The organism is Pseudomonas sp. P7779, from assembly GCF_013386315.1.
In the GTDB taxonomy this organism is placed as follows: domain Bacteria; phylum Pseudomonadota; class Gammaproteobacteria; order Pseudomonadales; family Pseudomonadaceae; genus Aquipseudomonas.
In genome coordinates this window covers 1-19,412 of the sequence record NZ_JACARZ010000056.1, presented here as the reverse complement: position 1 = coordinate 19,412, position 19,412 = coordinate 1, and the positions used below count along the sequence as shown (strand labels likewise).

The window sequence follows — 19,412 nt, the reverse complement described above, 5'->3', positions numbered from 1 at the left end:
CCTGCGTTCACTCTAGCTTGACGCTGTCACAGCGCCATCGGAACACGGCTTTGTAAGCCAGTTCCAAAGGGAAACCAATAAAAATCGATCACCCCATTTGAAAAGAGGCTGCGCGCGTAAGCGGGCAGCCTCTTTTGGGCGACAGTTAAAAACTGTCTTACTTCTTGGTGGCAGCCAGCTGGGCAGCAACTTCTTCAGCGAAGTTGTCGACCGGCTTCTCGATGCCGTCGCCTACTTTGTAGTAGGTGAAGGAAACGATTTCAGCACCGGCTTTCTTGGCCAATTCGCCAACCTTGATTTCAGGGTTCTTGACGAACGCCTGCTCAACCAGGGAAGCCTCAGCCAGGAACTTGCTGATACGGCCCTTGACCATGTTTTCAACGATGTTTTCAGGCTTGCCTTTGATTTTCTCTTCGTTCAGCTGCAGGAACACGGCTTTCTCGCGTTCGATGGCTTCAGCAGAAACTTCCGATGGCAGCAGGAATTCAGGGTTGCTGGCCGCTACGTGCATAGCGATGTCTTTGGCCAGTTCAACGTTGCCGCCTTTCAGGGCAACCACAACACCGATCTTGTTGCCGTGCAGGTAAGCACCCACAACGTCACCTTCAACGCGGGTCAGGCGACGAATGTTAACGTTCTCGCCTACTTTACCCACCAGAACCAGACGATCAGCTTCTTGAGCTTCGATCAGCGGAGCGGCGTCGGTCAGCTTGTCAGCGAATGCTTTTTCAACGCTGGCAGCGACGAAGTTCTTGAAGTCGTCTTGCAGGGCCAGGAAGTCGGTCTGCGAGTTAACTTCCAGGATAACGGCCGATTTGCCGTCTTCCTTGATTGCGATGGCGCCTTCAGCAGCGACGTTGCCTGCTTTCTTGGCAGCCTTGATGGCGCCCGAAGCACGCATGTCATCAATGGCTTTTTCGATGTCGCCGCCGGCCTTGGTCAAGGCCTTTTTGCAATCCATCATGCCTTCGCCGGTACGCTCACGCAGTTCTTTAACCAACGCTGCAGTAATCTCTGCCATTTTCAAAATCCTCTTGGATAGGTTTTCAACCATTCCACCCGATTGAACGGGCGATCAATTCTTCCCGAACCACCCTTGTAGGCCGCTGCACGTTACAAATGTTGTAGCTGCGCTGCCGACAAATGGTTTTCGAGGTGGCAAAAAGGGGGCCAAGCCCCCTTTTTGCTTACTGAGTCAACGCCAAGGCGTCAGTTACTCAGCTGCAGCTACCGGAGCTTCTTCAACGAACTGCTCGGTACCGCCAGCAACGTGGTTGCGACCACGGATTACAGCGTCAGCCATCGAACCCATGTACAGCTGGATAGCGCGGATTGCGTCATCGTTGCCTGGGATGATGTAGTCAACGCCTTCCGGGCTGCTGTTGGTATCGACTACGCCGATAACCGGGATGCCCAGCTTGTTGGCTTCGGTGATCGCGATGCGCTCGTGATCAACGTCGATAACGAACAGTGCGTCAGGCAGACCGCCCATGTCCTTGATACCACCCAGGGAACGATCGAGCTTTTCCAGGTCGCGAGTGCGCATCAGCGCCTCTTTCTTGGTCAGCTTGGCGAAAGTACCGTCTTCGGCTTGCACTTCAAGGTCACGCAGACGCTTGATGGAAGCACGGATGGTTTTGAAGTTGGTCAGCATGCCGCCCAACCAGCGGTGATCGACGTACGGCGAACCGCAACGTGCTGCTTCTTCAGCAACGATCTTGCCAGCGGAACGCTTGGTGCCGACGAACAGAATCTTGTTTTTGCCCTGGGCCAGGCGCTCTACGAAAGTCAGAGCTTCGTTGAACATTGGCAGGGTTTTTTCAAGGTTGATGATGTGGATCTTGTTACGCGCGCCGAAAATGTATTTACCCATTTTCGGGTTCCAGTAACGGGTCTGGTGACCGAAGTGCACACCGGCCTTCAGCATATCGCGCATGTTGACTTGGGACATGATAGTTCCTTAATAAGTCGGGTTTGGCCTCCACGTATCCCAATGACCAACCAGCGGCATTCGCCTCCGGCACCCAGGTCATCGTGTCGACACGTGTGTGGATTTAAGCTTTGCGGGGTATCCCCGGAAAGCGGCGCATTTTATACCACAGAGCTTGCAAAAACGAAACCCGCAATCACATTTGCCGTCAGTCGCTTTTGCCTAAGCCTTTGAATAGAGCCAGAATGCCCCCATCCTTATAGACAGAAGCGATCGCCAGACGCTCATGGTTTCACCCTTGCGTCTGCTAGAATCGCGTTTTTTGGGCTTGTGCGAATTCTGCAACCTTTTGTCGCACACCCGTAAACCGTATTGATTTCAGCGCGTCGCGCTAGAGAGAGCCTGTATGACCGTCACCCTCAAAACCGCCGAAGATATCGCTGGCATGCGTGTTGCCGGCAAACTGGCTGCCGACGTCCTGGAAATGATTGCCGAACACGTCAAGCCCGGCGTCACCACCGAAGCGCTGGACCGCATTTGCCACGACTATATCGTCGACGTGCAAAAGGCCATCCCTGCGCCGCTGAACTACAAGGGTTTCCCCAAGTCGATCTGCACCTCGATCAACCACGTGGTGTGCCACGGGATTCCCGGCGACAAGCCGTTGAAGGACGGCGACACCCTGAACATCGACGTCACCGTCATCAAGGACGGCTACCACGGCGACACCAGCCGCATGTTCCACGTCGGCACCGTGCCAGTCTGGGCCGAGCGCCTGTCGCAAGTCACCCAGGAATGCATGTACAAGGCCATCGAGATCGTCAAGCCTGGCTGCCGCCTGGGCGACATCGGTGAAATCATCCAGAAGCACGCTGAAAAGAACGGCTTCTCGGTGGTGCGCGAGTTCTGCGGCCACGGCATCGGCAAGGTGTTCCACGAAGAGCCACAGATCCTGCACTACGGCCGCGCCGGCACCGGCATGGAACTCAAGGCAGGCATGACCTTCACCATCGAGCCGATGATCAACCAGGGCAAGGCCGACACCAAGGTGCTGGGCGACGGCTGGACCGCCATCACCAAGGACCGCAAGCTCTCGGCGCAGTGGGAACACACCCTGCTGGTGACCGACACCGGCTACGAGATCTTCACCCTGCGTGCCGACGACACGATTCCCCGCGTTTCGGCGTAATGTTTGCACCGGTTTTCTAATAGCGACGCTGTGACCCATAGATAGAAAGGAAAACCGATCGATGCCCCAGGTGGATCCCGAACTCTTCGACCGTGGCCAGTTCCAGGCGGAACTGGCACTGAAGGCCAGCCCCATCGCCGCCTTCAAGAAGGCCATTCGTCAGGCCCGCGAGGTGCTCGACGGGCGCTTTCGTACCGGCCGCGATATCCGCCGGCTGATCGAGGACCGCGCCTGGTTCGTCGACAACATCCTGCAAAAGGCCTGGGAACAGTTCAGCTGGAGTGAAGACGCCGATATCGCCCTGGTGGCGGTCGGCGGCTACGGCCGTGGCGAACTGCACCCCTACTCCGACATCGACCTGCTGATCTTGCTGGACAGCGCCGATCACGAGATCTTTCGCGACTCCATCGAGCGTTTTCTGACGCTGTTGTGGGACATCGGCCTGGAAGTCGGCCAAAGCGTACGCTCGGTGGACGAGTGTGCCCAGGAAGCCCGCGCCGACCTGACGGTGATCACCAACCTGATGGAAAGCCGCACCATCGCCGGCCCCGAGCGCCTGCGCCAGCGCATGCTGGAAGTCACCAGCACCGCGCACATGTGGCCAAGCAAGGACTTCTTCCTGGCCAAGCGTGCCGAGCAGAAAGCCCGGCACCACAAGTACAACGACACCGAATACAACCTGGAACCCAACGTCAAAGGCTCACCGGGCGGGCTGCGGGACATCCAGACGATTTTGTGGGTCGCCCGTCGCCAGTACGGCACCCTGAACCTGCGCGCCCTGGCCGGGGAAGGCTTCCTGGTGGAGAGCGAAAACGCCCTGCTGGCCTCCTCCCAGGAATTCCTCTGGAAAGTGCGCTACGCGCTGCACATGCTGGCCGGGCGCTCCGAGGACCGCCTGCTGTTCGACCACCAGCGCTCCATCGCCACCCTGCTGGGGTTTGAAGGCGAAGACGCGAAGACCAGCATCGAAAGTTTCATGCAGCAGTACTACCGCGTGGTGATGAGCATTGCCCAGCTCAGCGACCTGATCATCCAGCACTTCGAAGAAGTGATCCTGGCCCCGGAAGACGAAGCACCGCCGCAGCCGATCAACGCGCGCTTCCAGCTCCACGATGGCTATATCGAGGCACGCAACGACAACGTGTTCAAACGCACGCCGTTCGCCATGCTGGAAATCTTCGTGTTGATGGCCCAGCAGCCGGAAATCAAGGGCGTACGCGCCGACACCATTCGCCTGCTGCGGGAAAACCGTCACCTGATCGACGACGATTTCCGCCACGACATCCGCAATACCAGCCTGTTTATCGAGCTGTTCAAGTGCAAGATCGGCATCCACCGCAACCTGCGGCGCATGAACCGCTACGGGATCCTGGGGCGCTACCTGCCGGAGTTCGGTTTTATCGTCGGGCAGATGCAGCACGACCTGTTCCACATCTACACGGTGGACGCCCACACCCTGAACCTGATCAAGCACCTGCGTAAGTTGCAGTACACCCAGGTGTCAGAGAAATTCCCGCTGGCCAGCAAGCTCATGGCGCGTCTGCCCAAGCCGGAATTGATCTACCTCGCCGGCCTGTACCACGACATCGGCAAGGGCCGGCATGGTGATCACTCGGAAATTGGCGCAGTGGACGCCGAAGCGTTCTGCCAGCGTCACCAGTTGCCGCTGTGGGACAGCCGCCTGATCGTGTGGCTGGTGCAGAACCACCTGGTGATGTCCACCACCGCCCAGCGCAAGGACTTGTCCGACCCGCAGGTGATCCACGATTTTGCCCAGGCCGTCGGCGATGAAACCCGCCTCGACTACCTGTACGTGCTCACCGTGTCCGACATCAACGCCACCAACCCGACGCTGTGGAACTCCTGGCGCGCCAGCCTGTTGCGCCAGCTCTACACCGAGACCAAGCGCGCGCTGCGTCGCGGCCTCGAGAACCCGGTGGACCGCGAAGAACAGATCCGCCGCACCCAAAGCGCGGCCCTGGATATTCTGGTGCGTGGCGGCAATGACCCGGACGACGTCGAGCAACTCTGGTCGCAACTGGGAGACGACTACTTCCTGCGCCACACCGCCGGCGACGTGGCCTGGCACAGCGACGCGATCCTGCAGCAGCCGGCCGATGGCGGCCCACTGGTGCTGATCAAGGAAACCACCCAGCGCGAGTTCGAGGGTGGCACCCAGATCTTCATCTACGCGCCCGACCAGCACGACTTCTTCGCCGTGACCGTGGCGGCGATGGACCAGCTCAACCTGAACATTCACGACGCCCGGGTCATCACCTCCAGCAGCCAGTTCACCCTCGACACCTACATCGTGCTCGACACAGAAGGCGAGTCCATCGGCGACAACCCGGAGCGGGTGAAAAAGATCCGCAAAGGCCTCACCGACGCGCTGCGCAATCCTGACGACTACCCGACCATCATCCAGCGTCGGGTGCCGCGCCAGCTCAAGCACTTTGCTTTTGCCCCCGAGGTGACCATCCACAACGACGCCCAGCGCCCGGTGACGGTGCTGGAACTCAGCGCGCCGGACCGCCCGGGCCTGCTGGCACGGATCGGCACGATCTTCCTGGAGTTCGACCTGTCGTTGCAGAACGCCAAGATTGCGACCCTGGGCGAGCGGGTGGAAGACGTGTTCTTCATTACCGATGCCGACAACCAGCCGCTTTCCGACCCTGAACTGTGCCGACGCTTGCAGGAAGCCATCGTCCAGCAGTTGAGCGTCAATCAGGAGACCGGCGTCGAGATGTCACGCTTGAGCATCTGACCGACCGCCCATTTTCAGCTTCCAATGAATTGAACGAGATTTATCGATGAACAACGCCCTGAACCAACTGCAGCCCTACCCGTTCGAGAAATTGCGCGTCCTGCTGGGCAGCGTCACGCCGAACCCGGACAAACGCCCCATCGCCCTGTCCATCGGTGAGCCGAAGCACAAATCCCCGCAGTTTGTCGCCGAGGCGCTGGCCAACAACCTGGACCAGATGGCGGTGTACCCCACCACCCTGGGCATTCCCGCCCTGCGCGAAGCCATTGGCGCCTGGTGTGAACGCCGTTTCAGCGTGCCCAAGGGCTGGCTTGACCCGGCGCGCAACATCCTGCCGGTGAACGGCACCCGTGAAGCGCTGTTCGCCTTCACCCAGACCGTGGTCAACCGCGGCGACGACGCGCTGGTGGTCAGCCCGAACCCGTTCTACCAGATCTACGAAGGGGCTGCGTTCCTCGCCGGGGCCAAGCCGCATTACCTGCCGTGCCTGGATGAAAACGGCTTCAACCCGGATTTCGACGCGGTATCGCCGGACATCTGGAAACGCTGCCAGATCCTGTTCCTGTGCTCGCCAGGCAACCCCACCGGTGCACTGATTCCCGTCGACACCCTGAAAAAGCTGATCGCCCTGGCTGACGAATACGACTTCGTGATCGCCGCCGACGAGTGCTACAGCGAGCTGTACTTCGACGAACAAACCCCGCCGCCAGGCCTGCTCAGCGCTTGCGTGGAACTGGGCCGCCAGGACTTCAAGCGTTGCGTGGTGTTCCACAGCCTGTCCAAGCGCTCCAACCTGCCGGGCCTGCGCTCGGGCTTTGTGGCCGGCGATGCCGAAATCCTCAAGGGCTTCCTGCTGTACCGCACCTACCACGGTTGCGCGATGCCGGTGCAAACCCAACTGGCGAGCATTGCTGCCTGGCAGGACGAAGCCCACGTGCAGGCCAACCGTGACCTGTACCGGGAGAAGTTCGATGCGGTGCTGGCGATCCTGAAGCCGGTGCTGGACGTGCAAAACCCGGACGGCGGCTTCTACCTGTGGCCGAATGTGAAGGGCGACGATGCGGCGTTCTGCCGGGACTTGTTCGTGGAAGAACACGTGACCGTGGTACCGGGCTCGTACCTGTCGCGGGAAGTGGACGGGGTCAACCCGGGCGCCGGGCGTGTGCGCCTGGCGCTGGTCGCGCCGCTGGCGGAGTGCGTGGAAGCGGCGACGCGGATTCGCGACTTTATTACCCGCAATAAATAACTGCGCTGAATGTGGCGAGGGAGCTTGCTCCCGCTGGAGTGCGCAGCGCTCCCGCTTTTTTGGGGCCGCTACGCAGCCCAGCGGGAGCAAGCTCCCTCGCCACAAGCAAGCACCGCAGTGTTATTTGATATGACCCAGATTCGCCTCGCTCATATCCAGATCCGCCAACACCTCCCGTAGCACATCATCACCAATCTGATGGTGACGGCTCAGGCTATACAGTTCCAGACGCTGCGCCCGCAGGGCCTTGAGCCGCAACTTGCGCTCCAGTTGATCCATCTGCAACGCCAGCGCCTGGGCTTCGGCCGAATCGTTGAACACTTCCAGTTGATGACGATACTCCGACATCAACCGCGCCTTGAGCTCGGTGGCCAAGGCTGCCTGGGCGGCATCCTGGGGTGCAGCTTCAGCGGGTTCTTCGGCTTCCAGGGCATGGATAGCAGCCACAGCGGTCTTCTTCCAGGCCTCGCGCACTTCATTGTGGCGTTTCTCATCCGGGCTCTTCTCGATGCCGCGCAACAGCAGCGGCAAAGCGATGCAGGCCGCGACGAGCGAAAGCAGGATCACACCGGCGGCGATGAAGATCAGCAGGTCGCGCTCGGGAAAATCCCGCCCCGGTGCAAGCAGTAACGGTACCGACATCACACCCGCCAGGGTCACGGCACCGCGTACGCCACCGACGGTCAGCAACCAGCAGGACCGCGCGGTGGGCACCAGCGTCAGCTCACTTTTCCCACGAATCCGGCGCAATAAACCCGACAGTCGCCAGATGCTTTGCACCCAGATAAACCGCAACACCACCAGCACCAGGAAAATCGCGATCACGTCCAGGCAGCGATACAACAAGGTCGGCCACAGCGTCGGCTCATGGCTGACCACCGCCTTGATGATGTCCGGCAGTTGCAGGCCCAGCAGCAGGAAGATCAAGCCGTTGAACGCAAACTCCAGCAGCGACCAGACGCTGCGGTTGAGCAACCGGGTGCTGGTCTGGCGCGGCAGCAGGTCGAGCCAGCTTTGCATCATGCCCGCAGCCACCGCCGACAGGATGCCCGAGGCGCCAAGGCGTTCGGCCAGCACGTAGGCGGCGAATGGCAGCAACAACATGAACACCACGTGCGTCGCCGGGTCGTCCCAGCCCCGGGCGATCATCCAGGCACGCAGGCGGCCGACCAGCCAGCTCAACGCCACACCGACCGCCAGGCCACCCACGGCCACCAGCACAAAGGTGAGGCTCGCATCCGCCAGCGAGAACACGCCGGTCAGCGCCGCCGCCAGGGCGAACTTGAAGGTCACCAGGCCCGAGGCATCATTCATCAACGCCTCGCCCTGGAGCATGTGCATCAGTGGCGTCGGCAAGCGGTTCTGGGAAATGGCCGACACCGCCACGGCATCCGTCGGCGACAACACGGCCGCCAGGGCGAAGGCCACCGGCAGGGGAATACTCGGCAACAACCAGTGAATGAAGTAACCGGCCCCCACCACCGTAAACAGCACCAACCCCACCGCCAGCGTCAGGATCGGCCCGCGCAGGCGCCACAATTCACGCTTGGGCATGCGCCAGCCATCAGAGAACAGCAGCGGCGGCAGAAACAGGAAAAGAAACAACTCAGGGTCCAGGGCGACATGCAGCCCCAGGGTCGGCCAGGCCAGCAACGCACCGGCGGCGATCTGCACCAGTGGCAACGGCAGTGGGATGATACGCCCGACAAGGCGCGAAACGCTGACCAGCATCAGCAGGATAAGTACGGTGTAGGCGGTTTGCATAACGCGGGATTCCCAGACAATCAACTTGCAACAACACACATCAGGCAACAACTCGCCGTTGAAGTGCCATATTAGCCGCCTATGCTGCGCGATGGCCTTTGCACAAAAGTCGCACACGAGCAAAACGTAAGTGTGACGAGCGGCGCCGAAAGCCGCTGGCCATGGCATAATCCGTGACCTTTAATCTGCGTGAGCCCAAAGGGGGGCAATTCCTTGACCGCTTCAAGCAAAACGTTGCACCTTTTCGGCATCAAAGCCTGCGACACCATGAAAAAGGCGCGCACCTGGCTCGATGAGCACGCTATCCAGTATGAGTTTCATGACTACAAGACGGCCGGTATCGACCGCGAACACTTGACCCAATGGTGCAATGAGCACGGTTGGCAGGTGGTTTTGAACCGTGCGGGCACCACCTTTCGCAAACTCGAAGACGAACGCAAAGCCGATCTCGACCAAGCGAAAGCCATTGAATTGATGCTCGCGCAACCCTCGATGATCAAGCGCCCGGTGCTTGATCTCGGTGACAAAACCCTGATTGGCTTCAAGCCAGATAGCTATTCGGCGGCCCTCAAGTAGGCCAGCCCACTCCATTTTTGTAGAGGTAACAGCATGTCCAATTCCCTGTTCAGCCTGGGCTTCGGCGTCGGCACTCAGAACCGCCAAGGTGCTTGGCTGGAAGTGTTTTACGCACAACCGCTGCTCAATCCATCGGCTGAAATCATCGCGGCCATCGCGCCGATCCTCGGTTACACCGAAGGCAACCAGGCGATCACTTTCACCGTCACCCAGGCCCTGCAACTGGCTGACGCGCTCAAGGGCGTCGACGCTGCCCAAGCCGCCCTGTTGAGCCGCCTGGCTGAAAGCCACACGCCGCTGGTCGCCACCCTGCTGGCCGAAGACGCCGCACTGACCTCCACGCCTGAGGCCTACCTCAAGCTGCACCTGCTGTCCCATCGCCTGGTCAAGCCTCACGGCCTGAGCCTGGCCGGTGTGTTCCCGCAGTTGCCGAACGTGGCCTGGACCAGCCAGGGCGCAATCGACATCAATGAGCTGGCCGAGCGTCAACTGGAAGCGCGCCTGCGTGGCGACCTGCTGGAAGTGTTCTCGGTGGACAAGTTCCCGAAAATGACCGACTACGTGGTGCCGAGCGGCGTGCGTATCGCTGATGCCGCGCGCATCCGCCTGGGCGCCTACGTAGGCGAAGGCACCACCGTGATGCACGAAGGTTTCGTCAACTTCAACGCCGGTACCGAAGGCCCGGGCATGATCGAAGGCCGCGTGTCGGCTGGCGTGTTCGTCGGCAAGGGTTCGGACCTGGGCGGCGGTTGCTCCACCATGGGCACCCTGTCGGGTGGCGGCAACATCGTGATCAAGGTCGGCGAAGGCTGCCTGATCGGCGCCAACGCCGGTATCGGTATCCCGTTGGGCGACCGCAACACCGTGGAGTCGGGCCTGTACGTGACCGCCGGCACCAAGGTTGCGCTGCTGGACGAGCAGAACCAGCTGGTCAAGGTGGTCAAGGCCCGCGAGCTGGCCGGCCAACCGGACCTGCTGTTCCGCCGCAACTCCGAGACCGGTGCCGTGGAGTGCAAAACCCACAAATCGGCCATCGAACTGAACGCAGCGCTGCACGCTCACAACTAAGCAGCGACTCGATGCCACTAACGGCCCGCGCCTGACCGGTGCGGGCCGTTTATACGAGTCTTGATCACCATGCTTGTGCCCTCTCCCTGGCGCGCCGATTTTCCGGCCATCGCCACCCTGCAACGGCAAGACCAGACCTATCTGGACAACGCCGCCACCACGCAAAAACCTCAAGCCCTGCTGGACGCCATCAGCCATTACTACGCCAATGGCGCAGCCAATGTGCACCGTGCCCAGCATTTGCCGGGCGCCCACGCGACCCAGGCTTTCGAGGACAGTCGCAGCAAGGTGGCACAGTGGCTGAACGTCGGTGACGAGGGGCAAATCATCTTCACCCACGGCGCGACATCGGCGCTGAACCTCCTGGCTTATGGCCTTGAGCACCTATTCAACCCGGGCGACGAGATTGTCATCAGCGCCCTGGAGCACCACGCCAACCTGCTGCCGTGGCAGCAACTGGCCAAGCGTCGCGAGCTGGCGCTGGTGGTACTGCCGCTTGACGCTGGCGGCTTGATCGACCTGCAAGCCGCCGCCCAACTGATCGGCCCGCGCACCCGCCTGCTGGCGGTGAGCCAACTGTCCAACGTACTTGGCGCCTGGCAGCCGTTGCCGCAACTGCTGGCGCTGGCCAAGGCCCACGATGCACTGACGGTGGTCGATGGCGCCCAGGGCATCGTACATGGTCGCCATGATATGCAGGCCCTGGGCTGCGACTTCTACGTGTTTTCCAGCCATAAACTCTATGGGCCGGACGGCGTCGGCGTGCTGTATGGCCGCACCGAAGCCCTGCATCACCTGCGCCACTGGCAGTTTGGGGGCGAGATGGTGCAGCAGGCTGATTATCAAAGCGCCAGTTTCCGCCCGGCGCCCCTCGGTTTCGAAGCCGGGACTCCGCCGATCGCCAGCGTGATCGGCCTGGGGGCAACCCTGGATTACCTGAGTTCCCTGGACCAGCAGGCGGTGACGGCTCACGAAGCCGCCCTGCACGACTACCTGTTGCGTGGCTTGCAAGCGCGCAATGGCGTGCGCTTGCTGGGGTCGCCGCACGTCGCCCTGGCCAGCTTCGTGGTGGAAGGCGTGCACAACGCCGACCTCGCCCACTTGCTGACCGAACAAGGGATTGCGGTGCGCGCCGGCCATCATTGTGCGATGCCGCTGCTCAAGCAGATGGGATTGTCGGGGGCGATTCGGGTGTCATTGGCGCTGTACAACGACTCCGATGACCTGGAGCGCTTTTTTGAAGCGCTGGATCAAGCCCTGGATATGTTGCGATGAGCTTGCCGACTGAGGCCGTTGTCGCGCTGGAAGCGTTCCAGGCAGTCGGCAGTTGGGAGCAACGAGCCCGCCTGCTGATGCAATGGGGCGAGCGGCTGCCCGCCTTGCCGGATGAAGACAAGGTCGACGCCAACCTGGTGCAGGGCTGTGAAAGCCTGGTGTGGCTGGTGGGGCGCTTGCAGGATGGGCATTGGCAGTTTGCCGCCAGCAGCGATGCACGGCTGATACGCGGGCTGGTGGCGTTGTTGCTGGCGCGGGTCAACGGTGTGTCTGCCGCCGAACTGCAAGCCGTCGACTTGCCCGGCTGGTTTGAACAACTGGGCCTGTCGCGGCAGTTATCGCCGTCGCGCAGCAATGGGTTGAATGCGGTGCTGCAGCGCATGCGGCATCTGAGCCTCACACAAAACTAAATGTGGGAGCGGGCTTGCTCGCGAAGGCGGCGTGTCAGTCACCGGAGATGTCGACTGATACACCGCTTTCGCGAGCAAGCCCGCTCCCACATTTTGATCCTCATTCCAGACTGAGATCTAAGGGGCCTTGACCCTGTCAGCAGGCCGGCGCACCCCGGCCACTATCTTGTCCACCGCCTTGGTCGCGGCCACCATGCCGAAGGTCGCAGTCACCATCATCACCGCGCCAAACCCGCCGGCACAGTCCAGCTTCACGCCATCCCCGACAAAACTCTTCTGCAAACAGATGCTGCCGTCCGGCTTCGGGTAACGCAGCTGTTCGGTGGAGAACACGCAGGGCACGCTGTAGTGGCGGGTCACAGTGCGGGAGAAGCCATAATCGCGACGCAACGTGGAGCGCACCTTCGACGCCAGCGGGTCATTGAACGTACGGTTCAAGTCACACACCTGAATCAACGTCGGATCAATCTGCCCGCCCGCGCCGCCGGTGGTGATGATCTGGATCTTGCGCCGCTTGCACCAGGCAATCAGTGCGGCCTTGGCGTTCACACTGTCGATGCAGTCGATCACACAGTCGATGTTCGGCGTGATGTACTCGGCCATCGTCTCGCGGGTCACGAAATCCGCCACCGCGTGCACGGTGCAATCCGGGTTGATGCCTTTCAGGCGCTCGGCCATGACCTCGACCTTGGCCTTGCCCACCGTGCTGTCCAGCGCATGCAGCTGACGGTTGCTGTTGCTGACGCACACATCATCGAGGTCAAACAGCGAAATCTCGCCCACGCCGCAGCGAGCGATGGCTTCCGCCGCCCACGAACCCACCCCGCCCACGCCGACGATGGCCACATGGGCCGCCTTCAGGCGCTCCAGGCCTTCAATGCCATACAAGCGGGCGACGCCGGCAAACCGTGGATCTTCTGTACTCATGACCATTACCCCAAAAACCGGCGCGCATTATAGGGCTACACAGCGACAAGTTTTAAACTACAAGCTACAAGTAAGAGAACTTACGACGAGTTGCACTGCCCAATGTCCGGTTTTTCCCGGCTTGCTGTACGGTCGGTGAAAGGCCAGTGTAGGATGCGCGCCGTTCGGCGCAGGCCGACACCTCTTTTCGTTCCACACCCTTTGGAACCCGAAATAGCCATGTCATCGCGTAAATTTGGACTCAACCTGGTGGTGGTGCTGGCAATTGCCGCGCTGTTCACCGGCTTCTGGGCGCTGATCAACCGCCCGGTCAATGCCCCTAACTGGCCCGAGCAGATCTCCGGTTTTTCGTACTCGCCGTTCCAGCAAGGCCAGTACCCACAGAAAGACCAGTATCCGACCGACGATCAAATGCGTCAGGACCTTGCGATCATGAGCAAGCTGACGGACAACATCCGTACCTACTCGGTCGACGGCACCCTGGGGGATATCCCCAAGCTGGCGGAAGAATTCGGCCTGCGGGTGACCCTGGGGATCTGGATCAGTCCGGACCTCGAGCGCAACGAGCGCGAGATCCAGCGCGCCATCGAAATCGCCAACAGCTCCCGCAGCGTAGTGCGGGTAGTGGTGGGCAACGAGGCGCTGTTCCGCGAGGAAATCACTCCGGAAGCGCTGATCGTGCTGCTGGATCGGGTACGGGCCGCCGTCAAGGTGCCCGTAACCACCTCCGAGCAATGGCACATCTGGGAACACAACCCGCAACTGGCCAAGCACGTCGACCTGATCGCCGCGCACATCCTGCCGTACTGGGAACATATCCCGGTGGACAAGGCCGGCCAGTTCGTCCTCGATCGCGCCCGGGACCTGAAGAAGACCTTCCCGAAAAAGCCGCTGTTGCTGTCGGAGGTTGGCTGGCCGAGCAACGGACGGATGCGTGGCGGTGCTGACGCCTCCCCCGCCGACCAGGCGATTTACCTGCGCACGCTGGTTAACACGCTGAACCGCCAGGGCTACAACTACTTCGTGATCGAAGCGTTTGACCAGCCATGGAAAGCCAGCGACGAAGGCTCTGTAGGGGCCTATTGGGGCGTGTTCAACGCCGCACGCCAGCAGAAATTCAACTTTGATGGCCCGGTGGTCGCGATTCCGCAATGGCGAGTGCTGGCGATCGGCTCGGTGGTGCTTGCGCTGCTGTCCCTGACCCTGCTGATGATCGACGGCTCGGCCTTGCGCCAGCGCGGCCGTACGTTCCTGACCTTTATCGCGTTCCTGTGCGGGTCGGTATTGGTGTGGATCGGTTATGACTACAGTCAGCAATACAGCACCTGGTTCAGCTTGACGGTGGGCTTCCTGCTGGCACTCGGCGCCCTGGGCGTATTTATCGTGTTGCTGACCGAAGCCCATGAGCTGGCCGAAGCAGTCTGGACCCACAAACGCCGGCGTGAATTCCTGCCGGTTGAAGGGGATTCGGACTACCGCCCGAAAGTCTCGATCCACGTGCCGTGCTACAACGAGCCGCCGGAGATGGTCAAACAGACCCTCGACGCCCTGGCCGCCCTCGATTATCCGGACTACGAAGTCCTGATCATCGACAACAACACCAAGGACCCGGCCGTGTGGGAGCCGGTGCGCGACTACTGCGAAACCCTCGGCCCGCGCTTCAAGTTCTTCCACGTCTCGCCCCTGGCCGGTTTCAAGGGCGGCGCACTGAACTACCTGATCCCGCACACCGCCAAGGATGCCGAAGTGATCGCGGTGATCGACTCCGATTACTGCGTGTCGCCAAACTGGCTCAAGCACATGGTGCCGCACTTCGCCGACCCGAAAATCGCCGTGGTGCAGTCGCCACAGGATTATCGCGACCAGAACGAAAGCACCTTCAAGAAGCTCTGCTACGCGGAATACAAAGGCTTCTTCCATATCGGCATGGTCACCCGCAACGACCGTGACGCGATCATCCAGCACGGCACCATGACCATGACCCGCCGCTCGGTGCTGGAAGAGCTGGGCTGGGCCGACTGGTGCATCTGTGAGGATGCCGAGCTGGGCCTGCGGGTCTTCGAGAAGGGCCTGTCGGCGGCGTACTACCACGACAGCTACGGCAAGGGCCTGATGCCCGATACCTTTATCGACTTCAAGAAACAGCGTTTCCGCTGGGCCTACGGCGCGATCCAGATCATCAAGCGCCACACTGCGAGCCTCTTGCGCGGCAAGGACACCGAGCTGACCCGTGGCCAGCGCTACCACTTCCTCGCGGGGTGGTTGCCGTGGGTGGCCGACGGCATGAACATCTTCTTCACCGTGGGCGCCTTGTTGTGGTCGGCGGCGATGATTATCGTGCCGACGCGGGTTGACCCGCCGCTGCTGATTTTCGCGATCCCGCCACTGGCGTTGTTCGTGTTCAAGGTCGGCAAGATCATCTTCCTCTACCGTCGTGCGGTGGGTGTGAACCTGAAAGATGCGTTCTGCGCGGCACTGGCCGGGCTGGCGTTGTCGCACACCATCGCCAAGGCGGTGCTGTACGGGTTCTTCACCACCAGCATTCCGTTCTTCCGTACACCGAAGAACGCCGATAACCACGGTTTCTGGGTGGCGATTTCCGAAGCCCGGGAAGAGATGTTCATCATGCTGCTGTTGTGGGGTGCGGCACTGGGGATTTACCTGGTGCAGGGCCTGCCGAGCAATGACATGCGCTTCTGGGTGGTGATGTTGCTGGTGCAGTCTCTGCCGTATGTGGCGGCGCTGATCATGGCGTTCCTGTCGTCGCTGCCGAAACCGGCATCGAAGCAAGAGCCTGTGGCCGCTGCTTAAAATCCTGCGCAATGCACTAAACGGCGGCCTCTGGCCGCCGTTTTGCTATAAGATAACGGCCATTTTGTGAGACTTGGCCCAGGCCATTGCTTTGTGTGGGAGCGGGCTTGCTCGCGAATGCGCCGGGTCAGTTCATACATTGTTGACTGACACTCCGTATTCGCGAGCAAGCCCGCTCCCACACAAGCCCCCCTCCCACATAAGCCTTGCGCCCTGACATGCTTCTGGAGTTTTTACATGACGGCCCACGCCGACCTTTCGCCGACCCTCCAACTCGCTATCGACCTGATCCGCCGCCCGTCGGTGACGCCGGTCGACGCCGATTGCCAGAAGCTGATGATGCAGCGCCTGGGCGACGCCGGTTTTGCGCTTGAGCCGATGCGCATCGAGGATGTGGATAACTTCTGGGCCACCCACGGCAAACACGAAGGTCCGGTATTGTGCTTCGCCGGCCACACCGACGTGGTGCCGACCGGCCCGGTCAAGGCCTGGCAGAACGACCCGTTCGACGCGCTGATCGATGAAAACGGCATGCTCTGCGGCCGTGGCGCAGCCGACATGAAAGGCAGCCTGGCGGCGATGCTGGTCGCTTCCGAGCGCTTTGTGACCGACTACCCGGACCACAAGGGTTCGGTCGCATTCCTGATCACCAGTGACGAAGAAGGCCCGGCGCACCACGGCACCAAGGCCGTGATCGAACGCCTGGCAGCCCGCAAGGAGCGCCTGGACTGGTGCATCGTCGGCGAACCGTCGAGCACCACCCTGGTGGGCGACGTGGTCAAGAACGGCCGTCGCGGCTCCCTCGGCGCCACCCTGACCGTGCGCGGCGTGCAAGGCCATGTGGCCTACCCGCACCTGGCGAAGAACCCGATCCACCTGGCGGCTCCGGCCCTGGCCGAACTGGCCGCCGAGCACTGGGACGATGGCAACACCTTCTTCCCGCCTACCAGCTTCCAGATTTCCAACCTCAACTCCGGCACCGGCGCCACCAACGTGATCCCGGGCGACCTGACGGCGGTGTTCAACTTCCGCTTCTCCACCGAGTCCACCGTCGAAGGCCTGCAGCAGCGGGTCGCGGCGATTCTCGACAAGCATGGCCTGGACTGGCATGTGGAGTGGGCGCTGTCGGGCCTGCCGTTCCTCACCGAACCGGGCGCGTTGCTCGATGCGGTCTCCGCCAGCATCAAGGCCGTCACCGGTCGCGAGACCCAGGCGTCGACCAGCGGCGGCACCTCCGATGGGCGCTTCATCGCGACCCTCGGCACTCAGGTGGTGGAGCTGGGCCCGGTCAACGCGACGATCCATCAGGTCAACGAGCGCATCCTCGCCAGCGACCTCGATGTGCTGACCGAAATCTACTACCAGACCCTGATCAAGTTGCTCGCCTGATGCTCGCTTGCCCCATTTGCAGCGCACCGCTACAGGAAGTGGACAACGGTGTAGCCTGCCCGGCCGGGCACCGTTTCGACCGGGCGCGCCAGGGTTACCTGAACCTGTTGCCGGTGCAGCACAAGAACAGCCGTGACCCAGGCGACAACCTGGCGATGGTGGAAGCGCGCCGCGACTTTCTCAACGCCGGGCATTACGCCCCGGTGGCCAGGCGCCTGGCCGAACTGGCCGCTGAACGCAAACCCCAGCGCTGGCTCGACATCGGCTGTGGCGAGGGTTACTACACCGCACAGATCGCCGACGCCCTGCTGCGCGCCGATGGTTATGCCCTGGATATTTCCAGGGAAGCGGTCAAGCGCGCCTGCAAGCGCAACCCCACGGTGACCTGGTTGATCGCCAGCATGGCCCGGGTGCCGTTGGCCGATGCCAGTTGCCAGTTCCTGGCCAGCGTGTTCAGCCCACTGGACTGGCTGGAGGCCAAGCGCCTGCTCAGCCCGGGTGGTGGTTTGATGAAAGTCGGCCCGACCCGCGGCCACCTGATGGAGCTGCGTGAGCGTTTGTACGACGAAGTGCGCGAGTACACCGACGACAAGCACCTGGCGCTGGTGCCGCAGGGCATGAGCCTGCAACACAGCGAAACCCTGGAGTTCAAGCTCAGCCTGGCCGACCCCAAGGATCGCGCCAACCTGCTGGCGATGACGCCCCACGGCTGGCGCGCCAGTGCCGAACGCCGGGCCCGGGTGATCGAAGCCGCCGAACCGCTGCTGGTCACTGTGTCGATGCGCTACGACTATTTCGTGCTTCAATAACCCATTATTTTTGTGGGCCTCGGGGCCCACACCGAATCCGCGAATGGATTTTCAAAATCCCGCAACGAGGAACATCCATGCGCCAACCTGATATCGAGATTTACCTCAAGGACGCCGACGTCGACCACAAGGCCATCGCCGCCTGGTTGGGCGCCGCCCTGGGCCCGTGCACCGACTGGGTCCAGCGCGGCCAGACCTACAAGTGCAAAGCCGGCAGCGTACCGGTCACCTGGCTGCCGAAAGCCGTAGGCAAATGGAACAGCCTGTACCTGGAAAGCGACCAGACCCCGTGGGAAGACGACATCGCCTGCGCCCGCGCAGCCTTTGCCGCGCTGAACGTCGAAGTGCGTTGCGCGCCGGGCAGTTGGGTAGAGGAAGAAGGTGAAGAAAGCGCGGATACCTGGATTCGTATCAGCGCAGACGGTGAAGAGCAGATCACCTGGAAAACAACCTGAGGGATCGTTCCCACGCTCTGCGTGGGAATGCAACCTGTGACGCTCCGCGTCACNNAGAGCGTGGGAACGATCACGCCAAGGTTACAGGCCCACCACATCCTCAGCCTGCAAGCCCTTCTCGCCCGTCACCACTGCGTATTCCACCTGCTGGCCTTCGGCCAATGAACGATGCCCTTCACCGCGAATGGCGCGGTAGTGCACAAACACATCCTTGCCATCTTCCCGCTGGATAAAGCCATAGCCCTTGGCGTCGTTGAACCACTTCACATTGCCGGTTTCGCGCGTTGCCATCTGTTTTGCTCCCACATGCTTTTTATAAGTACGTTTATTGTTGAGTCGTCGCAGTTGAACTGCCGAGTATAAGACAGGCTCAAAAAGCTTCAACTCAAGATTACTTCGCCGCTTTTTTGCCGATTTTCGGCTAATACTGCACACTAGCGCCCCGAGCACCTGCCCGGTTTTTTTCCCCACTCAAAGCAGAAGCCGTATGACCCGTTCTCCCTTTCGCCGTCTGGTATTTGGCACCTTGCGCCGGCTGTTGTACCTCTGGGTTCGCTCAGAGACGATCAACCAGTCGTCCCTTACCTTGAACCTCGACCGCAGTCGTCCGGTGTTTTACGTCCTGCAATCTCCATCCCTCACCGAATTGGCGGTGGTTGATACCGAATGTACCAAGGCCGGCCTGCCGCGCCCGGTGCTGCCGGTGTCGGTCGGCCCGCTGATGGAGCCGGCAGCCTTCTTCTACCTGACGCCCGACCCCGACTGGCTGGGGCGCCAGGACAAGCGTGGGGCCCCACCC

At 61.3% G+C, this 19,412-nt stretch carries 16 protein-coding genes and 1 pseudogene; 12 read left to right on the top strand and 5 right to left on the bottom strand.

Features of this window, described 5'->3' with window-relative positions:
* Nucleotides 1-157: 157 nt before the first annotated feature.
* Entirely contained in the window at nt 158-1,021 is an 864-nt protein-coding gene (gene tsf / locus HX869_RS16925; RefSeq protein ID WP_008432237.1) for a translation elongation factor Ts, read from the bottom strand.
* Nucleotides 1,022-1,213: 192 nt separating this feature from the next.
* Nucleotides 1,214-1,951 (bottom strand): 30S ribosomal protein S2, encoded by a 738-nt coding sequence (gene rpsB, locus HX869_RS16920; RefSeq protein ID WP_003219330.1) that lies wholly within the window; start codon nt 1,949-1,951, stop codon nt 1,214-1,216.
* 385 nt (nt 1,952-2,336) lie between these two features.
* Between rpsB and map the strand changes: the two genes are divergently transcribed.
* The 3 genes from map to dapC all read left to right on the top strand — a co-directional run bounded on the left by map (nt 2,337) and on the right by dapC (nt 7,129).
* Entirely contained in the window at nt 2,337-3,119 is a 783-nt protein-coding gene (gene map / locus HX869_RS16915) for a type I methionyl aminopeptidase (protein WP_003219332.1), read from the top strand.
* A gap of 61 nt (nt 3,120-3,180) precedes the next feature.
* A complete protein-coding gene (locus HX869_RS16910) occupies nt 3,181-5,883 on the top strand; it encodes a [protein-PII] uridylyltransferase (RefSeq protein ID WP_003219334.1) in 2,703 nt (900 codons plus the stop codon).
* Nucleotides 5,884-5,929: 46 nt separating this feature from the next.
* Nucleotides 5,930-7,129 (top strand): succinyldiaminopimelate transaminase, encoded by a 1,200-nt coding sequence (dapC, locus tag HX869_RS16905; RefSeq protein WP_177069008.1) that lies wholly within the window; start codon nt 5,930-5,932, stop codon nt 7,127-7,129.
* Between the two features lie 120 nt (nt 7,130-7,249).
* On the opposite strand, the gene HX869_RS16900 is transcribed toward dapC, so the two are convergent.
* Nucleotides 7,250-8,893: a Na+/H+ antiporter gene (locus HX869_RS16900; RefSeq protein ID WP_178903379.1), complete on the bottom strand. Its 1,644-nt coding sequence runs from the start codon at nt 8,891-8,893 to the stop codon at nt 7,250-7,252.
* 213 nt (nt 8,894-9,106) lie between these two features.
* Between HX869_RS16900 and HX869_RS16895 the strand changes: the two genes are divergently transcribed.
* The 4 genes from HX869_RS16895 (at nt 9,107) to HX869_RS16880 (ending at nt 12,222) form a co-directional block, all read left to right on the top strand.
* Nucleotides 9,107-9,469 carry an ArsC family reductase gene (locus tag HX869_RS16895; protein WP_003219341.1) on the top strand — a complete coding sequence of 121 codons (363 nt, stop codon included), beginning with the start codon at nt 9,107-9,109 and terminating at the stop codon, nt 9,467-9,469.
* 33 nt (nt 9,470-9,502) lie between these two features.
* Nucleotides 9,503-10,537, top strand: coding sequence for a 2,3,4,5-tetrahydropyridine-2,6-dicarboxylate N-succinyltransferase (gene dapD, locus HX869_RS16890; protein WP_003219342.1), 1,035 nt, complete (start codon nt 9,503-9,505; stop codon nt 10,535-10,537).
* A gap of 69 nt (nt 10,538-10,606) precedes the next feature.
* Nucleotides 10,607-11,812 (top strand): aminotransferase class V-fold PLP-dependent enzyme, encoded by a 1,206-nt coding sequence (locus HX869_RS16885; RefSeq protein WP_008432246.1) that lies wholly within the window; start codon nt 10,607-10,609, stop codon nt 11,810-11,812.
* Complete coding sequence (locus tag HX869_RS16880; RefSeq protein ID WP_177069010.1) at nt 11,809-12,222, top strand: SufE family protein; 414 nt, start codon at nt 11,809-11,811, stop codon at nt 12,220-12,222. Before HX869_RS16885 ends, HX869_RS16880 begins: the two co-directional genes overlap by 4 nt.
* Nucleotides 12,223-12,339: 117 nt before the next feature.
* Here HX869_RS16880 and tcdA read toward each other — a convergent pair whose 3' ends face one another.
* Nucleotides 12,340-13,149 (bottom strand): tRNA cyclic N6-threonylcarbamoyladenosine(37) synthase TcdA, encoded by an 810-nt coding sequence (tcdA, locus tag HX869_RS16875; protein ID WP_003219345.1) that lies wholly within the window; start codon nt 13,147-13,149, stop codon nt 12,340-12,342.
* 219 nt (nt 13,150-13,368) lie between these two features.
* Here tcdA and HX869_RS16870 point away from each other — a divergent pair, with 219 nt between their 5' ends.
* The 4 genes from HX869_RS16870 (at nt 13,369) to HX869_RS16855 (ending at nt 18,613) form a co-directional block, all read left to right on the top strand.
* Entirely contained in the window at nt 13,369-15,960 is a 2,592-nt protein-coding gene (locus tag HX869_RS16870) for a glycosyltransferase (RefSeq protein ID WP_178903378.1), read from the top strand.
* A gap of 237 nt (nt 15,961-16,197) precedes the next feature.
* Nucleotides 16,198-17,349 (top strand): succinyl-diaminopimelate desuccinylase, encoded by a 1,152-nt coding sequence (gene dapE / locus HX869_RS16865; RefSeq protein WP_008430488.1) that lies wholly within the window; start codon nt 16,198-16,200, stop codon nt 17,347-17,349.
* Entirely contained in the window at nt 17,349-18,158 is an 810-nt protein-coding gene (locus tag HX869_RS16860) for a putative RNA methyltransferase (RefSeq protein ID WP_102368224.1), read from the top strand. Before dapE ends, HX869_RS16860 begins: the two co-directional genes overlap by 1 nt.
* A 77-nt stretch (nt 18,159-18,235) precedes the next feature.
* A complete protein-coding gene (locus tag HX869_RS16855) occupies nt 18,236-18,613 on the top strand; it encodes a hypothetical protein (protein ID WP_008430491.1) in 378 nt (125 codons plus the stop codon).
* A gap of 81 nt (nt 18,614-18,694) precedes the next feature.
* Here the strand turns inward: HX869_RS16855 and HX869_RS16850 are convergent, their stop codons facing one another.
* A complete protein-coding gene (locus HX869_RS16850; RefSeq protein ID WP_003219353.1) occupies nt 18,695-18,904 on the bottom strand; it encodes a cold-shock protein in 210 nt (69 codons plus the stop codon).
* 196 nt (nt 18,905-19,100) lie between these two features.
* Here HX869_RS16850 and HX869_RS16845 point away from each other — a divergent pair.
* Nucleotides 19,101-19,412 (top strand): annotated as a pseudogene (locus HX869_RS16845) (glycerol-3-phosphate 1-O-acyltransferase); the annotation flags it as partial.